The organism is Gardnerella rara, assembly GCF_055452355.1.
In genome coordinates, this window is sequence record NZ_JBVBJP010000003.1 from 70,151 (window position 1) to 88,471 (window position 18,321).

Genomic DNA, 18,321 nt, shown 5'->3' on the forward strand with positions numbered 1-18,321 from the left:
AGTCATAGGTCGCAAACTGCAAGCCGTAAGCTGTAGGCCACAAATCACAAGCCACAAATCACAAATCACAAAGCCACAAATCACAAAGAAAACTCTGGAAGAGTGTAGTCTTCCAGCGATTTTCCGCCGTCTTTTAAGCTCCAAGCGAGCGCGCAAGCAGCCCTCAAAGCATTGCAATCATTGGGATTGTTGACTTCAATAGCGTTACAAACAACCTGCGCTCTAGAATCGCCGCATACAAACGTAGAATCGTCAACGCGTTTAGGCGCATAATGAACCTCGTTTAGCCCTCTTAAATCCTTAGAAACAAAGCTTGGTCGCAAGTGTTTTGGAGCTTCAAGTAACATGCGCTCGTTGGTAACACCCGTAAGAACAAGAAGCGACTTATACCCACCCCTGGTACCTGCTTCAATATCTGTGTCTAACCTGTCTCCTACAGCAAGCGAGCGCTCAATGCTTATTAGCGGATTTCCGAAATCGTCTTTTTCGCAGCAATTTTCAATATCTTCGTTACTGTGCTTTGCGTTTGCGGCAACCAACAATCGCGCTTCGTCATACATTGCGCACTCTGGCTTGCCTGCAGATGCAATAGGCTCCACTCCCGTGGCGTTTACTACGGCTTGAATCATAGAACCGCATCCAGGAGCTATGCCAAACTCGCGCGGAATTGTTAAATCGCGATTAGTAACAAAATACTTAGCTCCATGCTCTACAGCAAAAGCGACTTGTGCCATTTCTTGCCAAGTCATTTGCGGATACCAGCCTTGAATCACAGCCTGCGGATTGTCTTTACAAGACTTTACAGGATTAAGACCTGCACGCTGAGTCTCTTGAACAAGATGATCCGCACCAAGAACTAAAACGTTTGAGCCGCTTGGAACATAGCGAGCAACCATTCGAGCAGCTACAAGCGAAGAAGTTATGATTTGCCACGGCTCTACTTTTAAGCCAAAACTTTCTAGCTGACTTGCTACAACTTCTTGAAAACGCGAAGAATTATTTGTGGTATATTCAATAAACATACCGTTTTTTTGAGCGTTTTCAATTGATTCGGCTGCATATTCAACGGATTTTCCGCCTCTATATACCACTCCGTCTAAGTCGAGAAGAGCCAGACTAAAATCCTTGCTCAGCTCGCTGGAACTGTCTAGAAAATTCGCTCTTAAATCAGGCTGCATTTTCTGTGTTTTCTGCGATTTGTGCGCTGTCTGCGCTGTCTGCGTTATCTGCGTTATCTGTGGTTTGCGATTCGTCATCCGACTCATCATCCAAATCCGCTTCAGACTCATCATCCGCTTCCGACTCATCGCTAAACTCGCTATCTTCTGGAGCAAATTGCGCATCATCTTCACTAATGCCCACTTCGTCCATAATCGCGTCGTTAAGATGTTCCAAATCGTAGTCAATCACAACATCTTCTGGATTTTCTTCGTCTTCAATATCTGCATACTGCTCTTCTAAGCGATCCAGCAAAACATCAAGTTCAATTGCCTCATCGCTTCGCCCAGCCTCCTCAAGGAAGTACTGCTCTGCCTGAACAGCGCGCATTCTATACTCGCCAGGCAAGCCCTTAGACCTGCCCATTGCGTGAACAAGCTCAATCGCCTTATCCGCATGGTTTGTATCTGCCAAAACGCCTGCATACACAAGGAACATTTCTGCCTTAACTTCGCCACTAACGCTTTTAGCTTCGTCCGACATGCAAATTTCCAGCGCTTTATCGAGGTTACCCATACCGCGCTCGCAATCGGCAATAAATGGAAGATAATCCGTGTAACCATTCATTCGCATAGCCGTTCTAAACTCGCGCGCAGCAAGCTTATAATCGCCTTGACGGTATGCAACAAATCCTAGCGTTTCACGCGAAAAATCAATGCGAGACGCCTGCTTTGCAGCCCACTTTGCGTGTTCTAAAGCAAGCTCCGGGTCCTCATCTTGCAAAGCATATGCAGCAAGAATATGCAAGCCAATGTTTTCGGAATGCTCCTTAGAAAGACCACGCAAACGCTCGCGAGACTCCTTAGAAAGCATTGAATATTCTAAGCCCTTAGGCATTTTTGGTTCGCCTGGGCGCCTATCGGTATACGGGTTTTGAGATGGGTATGAAACAGTTCCATCCGAGTTTCTACGAGGGCCATTTTCAAAGCGGAAAGACGATTTTGAATCGCGCTTTTTAGAATCATTCTTCTTAAATCCGCTCTTGTGGAAGCCGTCCTTGTGGAAGCCGCCGCGATTATCTTCAAATCTGCGATCATTGCGCTCGCCACGATTATCGCGGTCAAACTTCTTGTATCTTGGATTGCGCGATTCTTTTGAATCAGCTTCAAAACTGCGATTTGTGCGCTTTTCGTAATCGCCACGATTGTGTTGATTATTACGGTCAAACTTACGCTCGCCACGTTCTACGCGGTTATCGCCATCAAACTTGCGATCCGAGTTCTTCTTAAAACCGCTCTTCTTGAATCCGTCTTTATGGAAACCATCCTTGTGGAAACCATCCTTGTGGAATCCGCCGCGATGCTCCCCATCTTTATGGAAATCATCCTTACGGAATCCATCCTTATGGAACCCACCTTTGTGGAATCCTCCGCGATGCTCCCCATTTTTACCACCATTTTGACGGCTAAAATGGCCACGATTACCAAACGACTTACCGCTACGCGATCCGCGCTCTTCGCCCATTATTGGCATACCTTTCAAAGTCTAAACAATACCTAAATTAATATTCAAAACTAATATTCAAATTAAATTCAAATATCTACAAACAAAACAATCACGCGCACTTAAAAACTACGCACGCTCAACAGCGCCAACAGCCTTTTTGCCCCTACGAATCAAAGCAAAACGACCATGCAAGAATGAATCTTCATTCAAAACATCATCAACGCTGTCTACGCGATTATTGTTAACGTACAATCCACCAGCTTCCACAGCTCTACGAGCCTCGGAAATAGTGCGGAACAATCCAGCAGCAACAGCGGCCTCAACCACACGGTCTGCAACATGCGCTTTAGCAAACTCCAAAGTGCCATCCTGCGCTTTAACTTTAACGCCGTCTAAAGCAGCCTCAAGAGTTTGCTCGTCGATTCCAGCTAAATCGCCCTTGCCAAAAAGCGCTCCAGAAGCTGCAATCGCCTGGTTTGTAACGTCTTCTCCGTGAACAAAGCTTGTAACTTCCCAAGCGAGCACACGCTGAGCTTCTCGGCTTCCTGGGTCTTCTTGAATTTGCTTTTCCAAGCGCTCAATCTCGCTCTTAGGCAAGAACGTAAAAGCCTTAAGAAGCTTAACAACTTCATCGTCTGGCTGATTAAACCAGAACTGATAGAAGCGATAAGGGCTAAGCATTGTAGGATCAAGCCACATTGCGTTGCCCTCCGACTTACCAAACTTACGACCCTGATTATCCGTAATAATCGGGCTTGTAAACACGTGCACAGAAGCTCCGCGAACCTTACGAATCAAATCCATGCCAGAGGTCAAATTGCCCCACTGATCAGATCCGCCAAGCTGCAAAGTAACGTTGTAATTATCAAACAAGTACAAAAAGTCGTTTCCTTGCAAAACCTGGTAGCTAAACTCAGCGAAAGAAATACCTTCGTCGGAGTTTAAGCGGCGAGCCACAATATCTTTAGAAAGCATTGTGCCAACACGGAAGTTCTTGCCAACATCACGCAAAAAGTCGATAGCAGACATTTTAGAAACCCAGTCGTAGTTGCTTACAAAGCGAACAGGATTTTCTCCATCAAGAGGCAAAATGCGGCCAATTTGCTTGCGTAAGCGCTCTGCCCATCCGGCCACAATATCTTTGGAATTAAGCGTGCGCTCTCCGCTTTGGCGAGGATCTCCAATCAAGCCCGTAGCACCGCCAACCAAAGCAATAGGATGATGTCCTGCAGCTTGCAAATGACGCATGTTAATAAGCTGAACAAGATTGCCAATATGAAGCGATGCAGCAGTAGGATCGTAGCCGCAATAATAAGTTAATGGTTCTCCGTCGAGTGCTTGAGCAAGTTGCTGTTCGTCTGTAGATTGAGAAATCAATCCACGCCACTTTAGCTCTTCAAACAAAGAAGCAAATCCAGCCTCTTTGTAATTCCTCACCTGAGCCATTTATATCTCCTTATTACTGCAAAAATTACCGAAAATATCGGGCGCATTTGCGCGCTACAAGCCTTTCAATTTTGGCAGCACATGGAGACACTCTTATAAGCTGTTCCGTCGCTTAAAGATTCGGCAAATTTCTTGTACTGGCTAATCGCAAGCTGAGCTTGATTAATTTGTTCTTTTACGCGCACAAAGGCTGTTCCGCCCTTGCCACATCTAGAAGAAACAGAGCCATAGCTAGAAAGAACGAGTCTAAGATCTGGTATTTTATTTGCATCAATAACGCCGTCTAAAATCGTTGCATAATCGTTATTACTCAAATCGCTTAAATCGCATTTAAGACTTTCGGCACGCTTTACGCATAATCCCGATAACGTATGCGCATTGCGGAAAGGAACTCCTTGTTTTACCAGCCATTCTGCAATGTCGGTAGCAAGAGCAAAACCAGTTGCAGACTGCTCAAGCAAGCGAGGCGTGTTAAATCGCATTGTTCTAACCATTCCTGCAAATGCTGGAAGCAAAACTTCTAAAGTGTCGATTTGGTCAAAAACCGCTTCTTTGTCTTCTTGCAAATCGCGCGCATATGCGGTTGGAAGACCTTTAAGAGTGGCCATTAATCCAGTTAAATCTCCGATTAATCGCCCTGCTTTACCTCTAGCAAGCTCCGCAATATCTGGATTCTTCTTTTGAGGCATAATCGAAGAGCCCGTTGAATAGGCATCGTCTAAAGTAACAAATGCAAATTCTTGAGTATTCCATATAATAATCTCTTCGCTTAAGCGAGAAATATCAACGCCAATCATGGCTGCAATAAACGAAAATTCCGCAACAACATCGCGGCTTGCTGTAGCGTCAATCGAGTTTGCGCAAACAGCAGAAAAACCAAGCTCTTTAGCAACTTCTTCGGGGTCTAGTCCAAGAGTGTTGCCGGCCAATGCCCCTGCCCCGTATGGGCTTTCGTTTGCGCGCAAATCCCAGTGTGCAAGGCGATCTACGTCTCGCAAAAGTGGCCAAACATGGGCCATTAGCTGGTGTGCAAGCAAAATAGGCTGAGCGTGCTGCATGTGGGTTCGCCCAGGCATTACAGCGTCTTTTGCTTCTAAAGATTGAGCAACTAAAGCATTGCAAACGTCTAGAACTCTGGCAGCTAACTCGCGCGCTGACTCACGTAAAAACATGCGTATTAAAGCTGCGATTTGGTCGTTTCTAGAGCGGCCAGCCCTAAGCTTTCCGCCGAGTTCGCTTCCTGCAATCTCAAGCAGACCGCGCTCTAATGCTGTTGCTTCGTCCTCGTCTTCTTCAATCGGCGCAAAAGTGCCATTATCCACGCGATTTTGCAACTCGTCTAGCGCTTTGCAAAGGTCTGCGTATTCTTGATTTGTTAATAAACCTGCACGATGCAATGCGTGTGCGTGGGCGCGAGAGCCTGCAATATCGTCATCCGCTAATCGCCAGTCAAATTGCGTTGACTTGCTAAGCTTTGCGAGCTCTGCAGAAGGACCCGAGCTAAAACGACCGCCCCACAAGGCTATTGGATGGTTTGCGGCGGTGGCGGCGTTTGCGTTGGCGTTGGCAGTGGCAGTGTCGCTGTCATTTGCGCTGTCATTTGCATTTGCATCGTGCATAGCTGTCATTCTTTCCTCTTTTTAGTCATTCTTAGTCGTTCTTCGCAACGCGCATATCGCGAGCCGCCGCAACCTTGCTAGACAATCCGTAGATTTCAATAAATCCGTTGGAAGCGCGCTGGTCGAAGGTATCGGAAGAATCGTAAGTAGCTAAGTTAAAGTCGTACAACGACTCATTCGACTTTCTGCCTGTTACAACCGCCTTTCCAGCGTATAAAGTCATGCGAATATCGCCAGAAACATGCTCCTGCGTCTCGTTTATAAACGCATTCAAAGAACGCACAACTGGCGAGAACCACTGGCCGTCGTACACAAATTCCGCCCACTTTTTATCGAGAGCACGCTTAAGCCTGTGCTGCTCGCGCTCCAGGCAGCAATTTTCAAGCTCTTGATGCGCGGTAATCAAAGCCTGCGCGCCTGGAACTTCGTACAATTCGCGAGACTTAATGCCAACTAAGCGATCTTCAATAATGTCGATTCTGCCAATTCCTTGAGCGCCCGCCCTCTTGTTCATCTCTTCAATTGCCTGGAGCGCAGTTACACTGTGGCCGTCAATCGCCACTGGCACACCCTTTTCAAACGTGATTGTAACTTCGTCTGGAGTTGTGGCTTCCAAAGGATTCTTTGTGTAAGAGTAGCATTCTTCGGTTGGAGCGTTCCACGGATCTTCCAAAAAGCCTGTTTCAATTGCCCTACCCCAAACGTTTTGGTCTATGGAATACGGACTTTTCTTGCTTTGAGTAATCGGAAGATTATGGTCGTTTGCAAAAGCGATTTCCACATCGCGAGTAAGCGACAAATCACGAATTGGACTAATGGCCTTTAAATCTGGATCCAAAGACTGGATTGCAACTTCAAAACGAACCTGATCGTTTCCTTTGCCTGTGCAACCGTGGGCGATTGTATCGGCGTCAAATTCGTGCGCTGCGTGAACCAAGTGACGAGTAATAAGCGGCCTAGAAAGCGCGGAAACTAAAGGATACACGTCTTCGTAAAGTGCGTTTGCCTTTAGCGCAAGCATGCAATAGTTATCCGCAAATTCTTCTCGAGCGTCAACTACATACGATTCAACAGCACCGCAAGCCAAAGCGCGGTTTTTTATGACTTCAAGCGCTTCCCCGCCCTGACCAACGTTTAGAGACACAGCCACAACATCTTGGCCCGTTTGCTCTTTAAGGTACGGAATTGCTACAGATGTATCGAGGCCACCCGAATACGCCAATACAATACGCTTCTTATTAGTCATAGTAACCTCCCAGGTTGTGCTGCGCGAATCAACGTTATGTTGTGCGAATCAACGTTATGTTGTGCAAATCCGCGTTGTGCTGCGCGAACTCGCGCGTGTATAAATAAACAATACATAGTATATTATACAACTATAGATACATTCTCAACACGCGCAGAAATACGCCATTTTAGGCTATTTATACTAGAGCAAATTTACACAGACAACAATATAAATATAATACTTATACACTTATTCGAATGGTTGCTTGCGATTATTCGTGCCAGCAACCTGCGATTCTTCCACGGCCAATTGCGTCAGCAATCAAAAATGTTGTAAATTAGCATTAAAGCATATATAGAGTACGCGCTGCAAAGAGAGACAAATTATGGATAACAATGATGCTATTAGCAACAGCGATGACTTATCAACAACACAAGTTATAAAAAATAGTCCAAATCCGCACACTAACAACGCAAAAAACATACGTCATAATTCAAAAAATACCGACATAATAAAGAAACCAAAATTTAAAAAGACTAAACGCGCAATCTTGCTTATATTTATCGTATTGGTGGCTGCAGGAATTGTTTCGCAACTTAAATCAGATAACAATAAAAGCAGAACATCTAAAACATATTTGAGTGCATCTGAGTGTAAAAATATAGCAAAAAACTATGTAGTTGACGACTTTCTATCTTTGAATAATATAAAAGAAAAGATGGAGAAATCTGAATGTACTGCAAAAGATTCAAAATCTGCTATAGATTATATAGATAACACTTACGACTTTAACAATGTGGCAGTAAAACGATTAAGACTTCTTGTTGAAGATGACAGCAACCTAACAGAAGACGATGCAAAATCAAAGCTTCAAGACCTTGGGTTTAGTGAACAAGAAATAGAATTTGCCATAAAACACTACTCAGACAAGATTTGTTCTGTAAAAAAATATGATTTGTCTTGCGAAGAGGAAAATAACTCAAAGTTTTCAAAAAAAGATGACAAAGAAAATAAAGAGAACAAAGAGAACAAACTAGATTCCTCCAAAGAAAAAACTGATAATAATAAAGCAAAAACAGATAAATCAGATACTAAACATGGCCAAACAAATAAGGCTAAAAATAATTCTGAGTCAGAGCATTCGAAGCCTCAAGAATCCGATGATTCTAAAACACAGGAAAATCAGCAACCTGCTCAAGAGCCAGTGCAACAACAAACAGAAGCGCCTGCACAGCAACCTGCTCCTGCTCCTGCCGCACAACCGCAACAGCAACCACAACCTGCTCCACAGCAGCAGCAACCACAGCAGCTTCCTTTAGTACATCCTGGAAGCTTCTGCTCTACTTCTGGTCAACAAGGAGTGACAATAAAAGGATCTCTGATGGTTTGCAAAGAAGGTGTAAACGATGGCAGATTGCGCTGGCGCAAAGCGCAATAATATGCAATTCTGTCTGGAGCTTGCTCAAAGTTTAAAGCACAGTGCGCTTTAAACGCAAGCGAAGACGTGAGCGCGGCTAATCCGCGCGAGCGGTTTCCCGCGTTTGTTTCTTTTCCCCCGCGTTTGTTTACATTTTGGGTCAAATTGGGAACAAACACGGGAAAGTCTACGCGTTTTGCGAACCGTTTGGCTTGGCATTTGGATTAGTGTTAGCGCTGTTCGGCTTAGCATCTGGCTTAGCGTTAGCGGTTTTAGCATCAGCGTTGTTTTGCTTTTTTAAAAGATCCAAGTTCTTTTGAAGATTTTCACGCCTAACAGCCTGCCTCTCACACTCGCATATCTGCCTACTAAATCGCCTAGCTATTAAACGCGCCCTACTCCTACTAGAATCATCCTCCAAATTATTAAACTCACGTAGTCTACTAATACTATTAAGAATATTCTCTTCAACAAGCCTGGCATGCTGGCTGATATTACTCATAGCATAAGCCTCATCCAAAGCCCTACGCCGCTCATCCTCCGCATTCTTAAGACTCTTAAGCCGCACGCCCTTTAACACGCGTATACCATTCTCACTACGATTACTATGCAACACCACTTCACTCACATTAACCACAGGATGCTTCGCATAATAATCATGAATAAGCTTATGCGAAATCTCAACATCACAAGCACAATCCCTACCAACACCCTTTCTAGCATCAACCCAAGGAAGCTCACTCCTAACACGCACGCCAAGACTTGCAGTACTAAAATTATCCAACACATCACACACGCTATAAATCTCACGAAGCATAGAACACTCAAACGTTTTACTAAACTCACACGGGCTTAAAATAATATTCTGCGCGCAAACCAAATCCAAACTAAACAAACACGAGTTAAACAATTCCAAACACACCGGCCCATTCTTCCAAGCCTGAAAACCATTAGAAAACAAGTTGAGATTAGTTGAAGACAAATAATGCGCGTAACTATAATAGGTGAACAATTCCAGACGCTCGTGACTCATCGCGCCGTAATGCTGCAAAATCGCATACGCAACACGCTTAACTGTAGACATAACTCTCTTCCTTTCACCCTTTCACCATTGAAAAGACACGGACACTTAATAAACCAACAACCCCTAAAAGTTAGACTTACTAACAGTTAGCTTCTTCTACTATTAGACGATACTGGTTTTAAGTTAGCGAAAACGCTAGCATACGATTCACATACAACACAAATCCAACGGCGTGTCGCATGGAAAACGGGGCATGTCGCTCTCATATCTTCGCTTGCGTTCCATTCCTCGCGGCTATTAGTAGCCGCTCGGCTGATTTGGCACATAAAGTCCACTGGACTTTATGTTTGAGCCAAATCACGCTTTGAAGGAGCTTGAAATGCGTTATGCAATTTCAAGCTCAGTCAAAGCGCCTTTCGCTTGAGAAGCGTAGCGTGCGAACGATATTTACCGATTTTGTTGCGGGTTAGAGAGTTGAGACGCGGCGAAGCGTTATGCGAGCCGCACGCGAATCGCAAGCAACCGCAGAGTCACTCAGTGATACGCCAACAATCTGCTCGCCGCTTTGCGCGCTTTGAATCAGCTGACTTTGCCAATCGCATGCGCAATCAAGGGCAAATCGAAGCTCGCGCAAATCGAGAGCCGCCGCAGATTCATTACCGTCATCCGCCACGCGCTCCTCATATTTATACTCGCGCCAAGAATCCGCCTTAGCAAAAAACGCGTGCTCATCGCCAGAAACCGCAGAATCGCCATCGCTCCCCTCAAGCATCTTCTTTGCAAAGCTCAACTCATCAATCACACTACCCAGCAAATCCGCCACATTTCGCCGATTTTCCGCAACCATTGCACGCGTGCGATTTGGATCCGTAAGTGCAACGCGCGTCATATCTCGCCAAGAACCAGCCGACATTTGCAACGCAACATTGCGATTTTCGCTTCCACACAAAACGTTCGCCAGCGCAGTAGAAACAACGTGCGGCATGTGTGAAATCAGCGCCGCCGAAGCGTCGTGTATAGAATCGTTCAACACAAGAGCGCGGTTTCCACACAACCCCACAATCACACGCAAAACCGCCAAAAACCGCCAAAAATCACTGCTCTCATCAACGCTAACTGCCCAAAGTGCGCCCTCCAGCAGCTGCGCGCTCGACGCCTGCCAACCCGTAAACTCGCTTCCAGCCATAGGATGCGCGCCAATATAACAATCGCCAAGCCCTGCGGCCTTAACCTGCTGGCGCACAAGCCCCTTAACGCTACCAACATCCGTCAAAGTAGTGCGCTGCTTGTTGATTTCGCGCGAAATATCGCCAAGAACTTCTGGCATAGCGGCAAGCGAATTGCATAAAATCAAAACATTTGGCTGCATGCGCGCAAGCTCCGCAACGCTTTCAACACAAGTGATTCCAAGGGCGCGCGCCTCTTTATACATTGTTTGATGGCGATTATACGCGTACACTTTGCAAGAACCAGTGGCTACCAAACGCTTTGCGATTGAGCCGCCAATAAGTCCAAGCCCCACAATACCAACAGAAAATTTTTGAGAAAATTCAGCATCTTCTACCATAATAATTCTCTTTCTGCACGCATTACGTTCAAAGCACTCAAAGCACTCGAAGTATCAGACGAAGCACTCGAAGCATCAACGCACACTCCGCCATTTGGCAGCATCCAATCATTCATAACAGGATTATCTTGATTATCAGAAGGATACACTGCTAAAACTCGAACCCAATCACCATGTTCAACAACCTCTTGAATCATAGCTTTACACGTAGAATCCCAAGGGGCAGCATCAACAGTGGCAATAAAACTATATAAACCATCCTGACCTTTAATCGGCCTAGACATAAAAGAAGTCATATTAAGACCATGATCGCGCACAACATCAAGCAAATTTGCTAGCACTCCAGCGCCCGTAGAACGCGGAATAAAAGCAATAATCGAAGAAAAAGATGAATAGCTTTCGCGCTGCATATTAACAAAAATTAAAGCCTCATCTCTAGGAGCTAACACTAAAAACTCAGTGCGTGCGCCAGAAAAATCTTCAACAGCTTCACTCACAATTTGCCTATTGTATAAATCAGCACAAATTTTAGGGCACAAAGCAACTTCGCCATTAACTAAATCCCTACAAGCAGCAGCGTTTGAAGACGCAGTTTTTTCTTTCAATCCGCGCTTTTGAGCAAACTTACGGCATTGTGCCAACGCGTGAGGATGAGCAACAATAGTCGAACAGTTTTCGATTGAATCCGACTTGCAAACAACAGCATCAAAACTTATATCAACGCCCAAGCGAGCAATGCCAACCATATTTTTTGCATCAATTAATAAATCTAAATTAGGTATTACTACGCCTTCAATATTGTTTTCCCACGCAATAATACCCAAATCGTGACAATCTTCAATTTTGCTAGCAATATTACAAATATTCTCACACGCAGTTGGAATAAGGCGCAAAGCACCTAACGATTTACATTGCTCTTTAACTTTTAAAGCAGCTTGATGAGTAAAAGAACCTTCTGGCCCTAAATAGCATAATTTACGGGAACTATTACTGTTCTTATTACTATTCATGACTATATTGCTATTCATGACTATTCCTCAAACTACTTTAAGATTGTAAGACTTTAAGACTATAAGACTGACTATATAAGACTATAAGTAAGACTACCTTACATTGATTTAGCGCCACTTATTTAGCGCCAGAAATAGCAAAGAATTTATTAGGCATACAAAGCAAAACTACGTGAGCGATGATAATGCCATAAAGCCAAAAATATCCAGCATTTTGCGCAATCCACGGAAGATTATCCACGCCAAATCCAACGGCAACAAGAACTCCGCGAAACGCGCCAAAAACCCTAAACCATCCAAGCGCAATCATCCAAACAACCGAACAGCATACGATTGCGTGCAAAATCAAGCCGAACATGCCGCAAAGCATGCGAGCAAAACACGCGCTCAAAATAACAAGCAAAAACGCGATTACAAGACCGTACGGAAAGTTGTACATAGCGCCCATTCGGTGCGCAAAAGTGCCCAAAACCGCGCAAAATGCCGCTAAAACGCATAAAGCCGCACACCTGCCAGCAAATAGCACGGAATGCGACTTTATGTTAAACATCATTTTAAGCTATATTTTAAGCGATCACGCTAAATTTACGCAGCAATCAGGCAGCGTTGTTGTTCTGCCTACGCTGCTTAGCGCGCCACTTGTACCATTCATCGCGGCTCAAAATAATCTTGCGCACGCGAATTGACTCAGGCGTAACCTCCACGCACTCGTCCTCGTTAGCAAAGTCAAGCGACTCTTCCAAGCTCATCTTAATTGGTGGAGTCAAAGTCTCAAGAACATCTGCTGTAGAAGAACGCATGTTAGTCATATGCTTAGCAAGCGTAATGTTAACATCCAACTCGTCTGGCTTATTGTTAATACCAACGATTTGGCCTTCGTACACAGGGCTTTGCGGATCCACAAAGAACACGCCGCGCGCCTGCAAACGCTGCATAGCATAAGGCGTTGCAACACCCTTGCGATCGCAAACCATGGAACCGTTCTGGCGAGTTACAATCTGACCAGCCCAAGGCGCGTAGCCTGCAGAAATGGAGCTTGCGATTCCCGTGCCGCGAGTTGCAGAAAGAAGAGCCGTGCGGAAGCCAATAAGACCACGAGAAGGCACCGTAAACTGCAAGCGAATCCAGCCAGATCCATGATTGCTCATAGAATCCATGCGACCCTTGCGATCTGCCATAAGCTGCGTAACAGTACCCATGTATTCTTCTGGAACGTCAATCGTAGTGTTTTCCATAGGCTCGTTAATTTGGCCATCAATCGTCTTAGTAACAACCTGAGGACGGCCAACAGTAAGCTCATAGCCTTCGCGGCGCATCTGCTCCGCCAAAACCGCCAACGCCAACTCGCCACGACCCTGAACTTCCCAAGCATCTGGGCGGTCTGTTGGAAGAACCTTAATAGACACGTTACCAATAAGCTCGCGATCAAGCCTATCTTTAATCATGCGCGCTGTAAGCTTGTGATCCTTGCCTTCCGTGCCTGCAAGCGGCGAATCGTTAATGCCGAAAGTCATAGAGATAGCTGGGTCATCAACGTGGATCAATGGAAGAGGCTTTGGATCGTTTTGATCTACAATCGTCTCGCCAATCATAATGTCGTTAACGCCTGCAACTGCAACGATATCTCCAGGGCCTGCGGATGCAACAGGAGTGCGCTCCAAGCCTTGCGTGCGCAAAAGCTCGGAAACGCGGAAGTTTTCAAGCGAGCCGTCTACACGAGAAAGACCGTAAGTCTTGCCCTTTTCCAAAATGCCGTTGTAGATTCGCACTAAGCCGAGGCGACCAAGGAAGTCGGAAGAATCAATGTTTGCAACGTGTGCCTGAAGAGGCGCGCCTTCCTCGTACTCTGGTGCTGGAATGTTGGAAATAATGGAGTCAAAAAGAGGCTCCAAATTATCGTTATCTGGCAAGCCGCCGTTTTCTGGCTGATTCAAAGATGCATAGCCAGCCTTTGCGGCGCAATAAATAACAGGCAAATCAAGAAGCGAATCAATATCTAGGTCGATTCCTTCTTCAACAACGTCTTGTGCAAGGCCAAGAAGCAAATCCGTAGCTTCGCTAACAACCTCGTCAATACGCGCGTCTGGACGATCCGTTTTGTTAACGCACAAAATCACTGGCAGCTTTGCCTCAAGTGCCTTGCGTAGAACGAATCGAGTTTGTGGAAGTGGACCTTCGGAAGCGTCGACGAGAAGCACAACGCCATCAACCATGGAGATGCCGCGCTCCACCTCGCCACCAAAGTCGGCGTGGCCTGGGGTATCAATTACGTTAATTGTGATTCCCTCTGGGTGACCGTACTTTTCTGCAAGCGGGCCGGTGTATTGCACGGCCGTGTTCTTAGCAAGAATGGTGATGCCCTTTTCGCGCTCGAGGTCGTTGGAGTCCATTACGCGGTCTGGCACTTCTTCTCGCTCGGAGAATACGTGCGACTGCTGAAGCATGGCATTTACGAGCGTTGTTTTACCATGGTCAACGTGCGCTACGATTGCCACATTTCTAATATCACCGCGAACAGTCATTACAAACCTCTTCCGTTTTATTTAGCCAAACTTAAACAAGTTTACTCGCGGCTTTAGACACGCCGCTCAAGCACTAGCAGACTCGCTGGCGCCTTCTGGCAAATACTTGTCGTATCCTTCTTCTTCCAACTCGTCCGCAAGCTCTGGCCCTGCAGTCTTTACAAAGTGACCTTGCGCAAAAACGTGCACAATATCTGGCTTAATGTACTTAAGGATTCGCGTGTAATGCGTAACCATCATAATGCCTAGGCCAGTGCTTTCTTTGGCGCGATTTACGCCTTCCGAAACAATTCGCAAAGCATCCACATCTAGGCCAGAATCCGTCTCGTCCAAAATCGCAAACTTTGGCTTTAAAATCTCTAGTTGCAAAACTTCCGCACGCTTTTTTTCGCCGCCCGAAAATCCCTCGTTTACAGAGCGAGACGCAAACTTTGGATCCATTCTTAAGCGCTTCATTGCCTCGTTAAGCTCTTTAACCCACGCACGCAAAGTCGGAGCCTCGCCGCTCACCTCTGTTTTTGCTGTGCGCAAAAAGTTCGTCATCGAAACGCCTGGTACCTCTACCGGGTATTGCATTGCAAGGAACAGCCCAGCTTTTGCGCGCTCGTCTGGAGTCATCTTCAAAATATCTTCGCCGTCTAAAAGCACCTGGCCTGAATCCACTTCGTACTTTGGGTGACCCGCCAAAGTGTATGCGAGAGTAGACTTTCCAGAGCCATTCGGCCCCATAATCGCGTGCGTTTCGCCAGAATTAACTGTAAGATTTACACCTTTTAATATTTGCTTGCGTCCCTCTTTTGTTTCTACAGACGCGTACAAATCCTTGATTTCTAAAGTTGACATGTTTTATCTCCTATTCTTCCGCATATTTCGATTCGTTGGTTGCTTGCGATTCATCCGTCTTAGCTAAACGCCTCTCAATCGCAGCCATCAAATGATCTACGATTTGCGGCACGCCAATCTCCTCAATCAGCTCGTTAAAGAATCCGCGCACAACAAGCTTCCTAGCATCCACCTCGCTCACGCCGCGAGATTGCAAGTAAAACAGCTCCTCGTCGTCAAATCTACCAACCGAACTTGCATGACCCGCACCAATAATATTGCCGTTTTCGATTTCTAGATTTGGCTCCGAATCGGCAATCGCGCCAGGAGTTAGCACCAAATTTCGGTTCAACTCGTACGAATCCGTGCCTGGAGCTTCTGGCTTAATAAGCGCGTTTCCAACCCATGTAGAATGCGCTCCTTTTCCATAAAGCGCGCCCTTATACACTACTCGCGACTTGCATTCTGGGTGATTGTGAACAACCATTGTACGATGCTCAACATGCTCGCCTGGGTCCACAAAATACATGCCAAGCATGTTTAAATCGCCCTTTTCGCCGCCAAAATCCTGATCCATGCGAATTCGCACAACGTCTCCGCCAAGCGTGACCATTGTGTGGCGAAGAGACGCTCCCGCACCCACATGAATCCTATGATTTCCAACGTGTTTGCTGCCTGAATCCCACTCTTGAATGAACGTTGTAGAAACATGCGCGTTCTCTCCAAGAATGATTTCTACGCCTTCAGCAAGCTTTGCAACTCCTGTGTGCTCTACAATAATATCCGCGTTTGTGCAGGAATCAGCTTCAATCACTAAGTGCAATGCGTCTAATGGCAATGCGTCTAATGATTTCGCAGCGTCTAGCGACTGCAAAGTACTTTCATTTTTAAGATTTCCGTGGATTTGCAATATTATTGGCTTTGTAGCTTCGCCGCAAACATGCAAAACGTATGCCGATTTTGCCGAGTTCCACGCAACAGCAGCCACGCGATCCGAAGGTTTCATTTCGGTGTGCGGAGCCTCGTTTTTTGGCAAAATTTGTAGAGTTGCATGCGAATCGCCATCAGCGCCTTTTAGCTCCACCGTAACGTTGTTAGACGGCTCAAAGCTCTCAAAAAACTCGGAGATTCGCTCAACTGGCGTGTATCTCCAATCTTCCTGCTTGCGCGTTGGAATCGCAAAGTCTTGCACATTAAAAGAGCGAACGGATTTATCTGCGCTAGAAGGCATTGCAGCAGGAACCGCATAAGGATCGTTAGGGTCTGCTACAGGAATCGCAACTTCTTTTACTTTCATCTTTTTATCGATTGAATTATCGATTGAATTATCGCTCGTCATCTTCATCACCCCACGGATCCTTCCATTTGCAATTCCACAAGACGATTAAGCTCCAGAGCATACTCCATTGGCAGCTGGCGACTAATCGGCTCCACAAAGCCGCGCACAATCATTCCCATAGCCTCTTTTTCTTCAAGCCCACGGCTCATCAAATAGAAAAGCTGATCCTCGGAAACCTTGGAAACAGTGGCCTCGTGAGCCATCGAAACGTTATCTTCGCGCACGTCAACATGCGGATAAGTGTCGGACCTAGAAAAATCGTCAACAAGCAAAGCGTCGCACACAACCGAAGAGCTAGAGCCGCTAGCGCCCTTAACAATTTTTACAAGACCGCGGTAGGCAGAACGCCCGCCGCCACGCGAAATCGACTTAGCAACAATCGTGGAACTTGTGTGCGGAGCCAAGTGAATCATCTTCGCACCCGTATCTTGGTACTGGCCGCGGCCAGCAAAGCTCAAAGACATAGTCTCCGCTTTTGCGTACGGCTCGGCGAGAATGCATGCAGGATACTTCATAGTTGCCTTGGAGCCAATGTTGCCGTCAACCCACTCCATTGTGCCACCTTCGCGCACGTAGGCTCGCTGGGTAACCAAGTTGTACACGTTATTTGACCAGTTTTGCACGGTTGTGTAACGCACGCGCGCATGCTTTTCTACAACAATCTCAACGTTTGCAGCGTGGAGCGAATCCGTGGAATAAATCGGAGCTGTGCAACCTTCAACGTAATGCACGTACGATCCTTCGTCTGCAATAATCAAAGTGCGCTCAAACTGACCCATGTTCGGCGTGTTAATGCGGAAGTAAGCCTGAAGCGGAATATCCACGTGCACGCCTTTTGGCACGTACACAAACGAGCCGCCACTCCAAGCCGCTGTGTTAAGAGCCGCAAACTTGTTGTCGTCAACTGGAATCACGGTTGCAAAATACTTTTTTACAAGATCGGGATACTTTTGAACTGCTGTATCCGTATCAACAAAAATAACGCCTTGCGCAGCCAAGTCTTCGCGAATCGAATTGTAAATAACTTCCGACTCATACTGTGCTGCAACGCCCGAAACCAAGCGCTTTTTCTCCGCTTCTGGAATGCCAAGCCTATCGTAAGTTTTGCGAATATCTTCTGGTAAATCATCCCAAGTTTTCGCTTGATCGTGTACTGGGCGAACGTAGTACTTAAAATCGTCTGCGTCAAAACCGCGTAAATCCACGCCCCAATCTGGCATAGGCTTTTGCAAAAACGCGCGGTAGCCTTGCAAGCGAAGGTTTAGCATCCATTCTGGCTCGTTTTTATCGGCGGAAATTGCGCGAACAACCGACTCGTCAATGCCCTTCTTTGCAGCCTCGCCTGCAGCATCCGAATCATGCCAGCCGTAATTGTACTCGCCAAATTCAGCAACGATTTGTTCGTCTTGGCGGATTTTATCTTCGTTTACGCGAGCGCGATCTGCCACGTACTGGCTCATTTCAACGTCTGCTGCGCTTGAGTCTGCCGCGCTGGAGTCGTTTTGATTCGCTACATTCTTATTCGTCGATACGCTATTCATCAATGCGCTTGATTCAGGCTTATTTGAATCATCAACCACTGTTTTACCCTCCTATCAAGCTTATAAATCGATTATACATTTAGCCACGCAGCGGCATTACGTGATTCAAATCACATCTCTGC

14 protein-coding genes are annotated in these 18,321 nt (G+C 46.1%); 1 reads left to right on the forward strand and 13 read right to left on the reverse strand.

Annotated features, from left to right (window positions below; all coding sequences use genetic code 11):
• Positions 1-80: 80 nt before the first annotated feature.
• The 5 genes from ACZ0NX_RS03515 to ACZ0NX_RS03535 all read right to left on the reverse strand — a co-directional run bounded on the left by ACZ0NX_RS03515 (position 81) and on the right by ACZ0NX_RS03535 (position 6,975).
• A complete protein-coding gene (locus ACZ0NX_RS03515) occupies positions 81-1,178 on the reverse strand; it encodes an HAD-IIA family hydrolase (RefSeq protein WP_464405556.1) in 1,098 nt (365 codons plus the stop codon).
• Positions 1,168-2,682, reverse strand: coding sequence for a tetratricopeptide repeat protein (locus ACZ0NX_RS03520; protein ID WP_464405747.1), 1,515 nt, complete (start codon positions 2,680-2,682; stop codon positions 1,168-1,170). Before ACZ0NX_RS03520 ends, ACZ0NX_RS03515 begins: the two co-directional genes overlap by 11 nt.
• 108 nt (positions 2,683-2,790) lie before the next feature.
• Positions 2,791-4,110: a tyrosine--tRNA ligase gene (gene tyrS, locus ACZ0NX_RS03525; RefSeq protein WP_060786962.1), complete on the reverse strand. Its 1,320-nt coding sequence runs from the start codon at positions 4,108-4,110 to the stop codon at positions 2,791-2,793.
• Positions 4,111-4,175: 65 nt separating this feature from the next.
• Entirely contained in the window at positions 4,176-5,729 is a 1,554-nt protein-coding gene (gene argH / locus ACZ0NX_RS03530) for an argininosuccinate lyase (RefSeq protein WP_464405749.1), read from the reverse strand.
• A 31-nt stretch (positions 5,730-5,760) separates the two neighbouring features.
• A complete protein-coding gene (locus ACZ0NX_RS03535; protein ID WP_464405558.1) occupies positions 5,761-6,975 on the reverse strand; it encodes an argininosuccinate synthase in 1,215 nt (404 codons plus the stop codon).
• 367 nt (positions 6,976-7,342) lie between these two features.
• On the opposite strand from ACZ0NX_RS03535, the gene ACZ0NX_RS03540 reads away from it, so the two are divergent.
• Positions 7,343-8,395 (forward strand): hypothetical protein, encoded by a 1,053-nt coding sequence (locus ACZ0NX_RS03540; protein ID WP_464405560.1) that lies wholly within the window; start codon positions 7,343-7,345, stop codon positions 8,393-8,395.
• 166 nt (positions 8,396-8,561) lie between these two features.
• On the opposite strand, the gene ACZ0NX_RS03545 is transcribed toward ACZ0NX_RS03540, so the two are convergent.
• From ACZ0NX_RS03545 to sufB, 8 genes are all read right to left on the reverse strand, one after another.
• The gene (locus tag ACZ0NX_RS03545; RefSeq protein ID WP_464405562.1) at positions 8,562-9,458 is read right to left on the reverse strand and encodes a Panacea domain-containing protein; all 897 of its coding nucleotides are present in this window, start codon (positions 9,456-9,458) and stop codon (positions 8,562-8,564) included.
• Between the two features lie 406 nt (positions 9,459-9,864).
• The gene (locus ACZ0NX_RS03550) at positions 9,865-10,965 is read right to left on the reverse strand and encodes a prephenate dehydrogenase (RefSeq protein WP_464405564.1); all 1,101 of its coding nucleotides are present in this window, start codon (positions 10,963-10,965) and stop codon (positions 9,865-9,867) included.
• Positions 10,959-11,993 carry a prephenate dehydratase gene (locus tag ACZ0NX_RS03555; RefSeq protein WP_464405566.1) on the reverse strand — a complete coding sequence of 345 codons (1,035 nt, stop codon included), beginning with the start codon at positions 11,991-11,993 and terminating at the stop codon, positions 10,959-10,961. The genes ACZ0NX_RS03550 and ACZ0NX_RS03555 overlap by 7 nt, the downstream gene beginning before the upstream one ends.
• Positions 11,994-12,093: 100 nt before the next feature.
• Positions 12,094-12,528, reverse strand: a complete 435-nt coding sequence (locus ACZ0NX_RS03560) for an alcohol dehydrogenase (protein WP_415696022.1) — start codon at positions 12,526-12,528, stop codon at positions 12,094-12,096.
• 43 nt (positions 12,529-12,571) lie between these two features.
• Positions 12,572-14,497, reverse strand: a complete 1,926-nt coding sequence (typA, locus tag ACZ0NX_RS03565; RefSeq protein WP_101889789.1) for a translational GTPase TypA — start codon at positions 14,495-14,497, stop codon at positions 12,572-12,574.
• Positions 14,498-14,563: 66 nt separating this feature from the next.
• A complete protein-coding gene (sufC, locus tag ACZ0NX_RS03570; protein ID WP_464405567.1) occupies positions 14,564-15,340 on the reverse strand; it encodes a Fe-S cluster assembly ATPase SufC in 777 nt (258 codons plus the stop codon).
• Between the two features lie 10 nt (positions 15,341-15,350).
• Positions 15,351-16,664 (reverse strand): Fe-S cluster assembly protein SufD, encoded by a 1,314-nt coding sequence (sufD, locus tag ACZ0NX_RS03575; protein WP_464405569.1) that lies wholly within the window; start codon positions 16,662-16,664, stop codon positions 15,351-15,353.
• Positions 16,664-18,238, reverse strand: coding sequence for a Fe-S cluster assembly protein SufB (gene sufB, locus ACZ0NX_RS03580; RefSeq protein ID WP_464405571.1), 1,575 nt, complete (start codon positions 18,236-18,238; stop codon positions 16,664-16,666). Before sufB ends, sufD begins: the two co-directional genes overlap by 1 nt.
• Positions 18,239-18,321: the final 83 nt, after the last annotated feature.

What these genes read in the sequence shown, in the direction of transcription:
- typA (WP_101889789.1), bottom strand. Translation starts at nt 14,497, where the DNA reads ATGACTGTTCGCGGTGATATTAGAAATGTGGCAATCGTAGCGCACGTT.
- ACZ0NX_RS03555 (WP_464405566.1), bottom strand. Translation starts at nt 11,993, where the DNA reads ATGAATAGCAATATAGTCATGAATAGTAATAAGAACAGTAATAGTTCC.
- argH (WP_464405749.1), bottom strand. Translation starts at nt 5,729, where the DNA reads ATGCACGATGCAAATGCAAATGACAGCGCAAATGACAGCGACACTGCC.
- sufD (WP_464405569.1), bottom strand. Translation starts at nt 16,664, where the DNA reads ATGAAGATGACGAGCGATAATTCAATCGATAATTCAATCGATAAAAAG.
- ACZ0NX_RS03550 (WP_464405564.1), bottom strand. Translation starts at nt 10,965, where the DNA reads ATGGTAGAAGATGCTGAATTTTCTCAAAAATTTTCTGTTGGTATTGTG.
- ACZ0NX_RS03535 (WP_464405558.1), bottom strand. Translation starts at nt 6,975, where the DNA reads ATGACTAATAAGAAGCGTATTGTATTGGCGTATTCGGGTGGCCTCGAT.
- tyrS (WP_060786962.1), bottom strand. Translation starts at nt 4,110, where the DNA reads ATGGCTCAGGTGAGGAATTACAAAGAGGCTGGATTTGCTTCTTTGTTT.
- ACZ0NX_RS03560 (WP_415696022.1), bottom strand. Translation starts at nt 12,528, where the DNA reads ATGATGTTTAACATAAAGTCGCATTCCGTGCTATTTGCTGGCAGGTGT.
- sufC (WP_464405567.1), bottom strand. Translation starts at nt 15,340, where the DNA reads ATGTCAACTTTAGAAATCAAGGATTTGTACGCGTCTGTAGAAACAAAA.
- ACZ0NX_RS03540 (WP_464405560.1), top strand. Translation starts at nt 7,343, where the DNA reads ATGGATAACAATGATGCTATTAGCAACAGCGATGACTTATCAACAACA.
- ACZ0NX_RS03520 (WP_464405747.1), bottom strand. Translation starts at nt 2,682, where the DNA reads ATGGGCGAAGAGCGCGGATCGCGTAGCGGTAAGTCGTTTGGTAATCGT.
- ACZ0NX_RS03515 (WP_464405556.1), bottom strand. Translation starts at nt 1,178, where the DNA reads ATGCAGCCTGATTTAAGAGCGAATTTTCTAGACAGTTCCAGCGAGCTG.
- ACZ0NX_RS03545 (WP_464405562.1), bottom strand. Translation starts at nt 9,458, where the DNA reads ATGTCTACAGTTAAGCGTGTTGCGTATGCGATTTTGCAGCATTACGGC.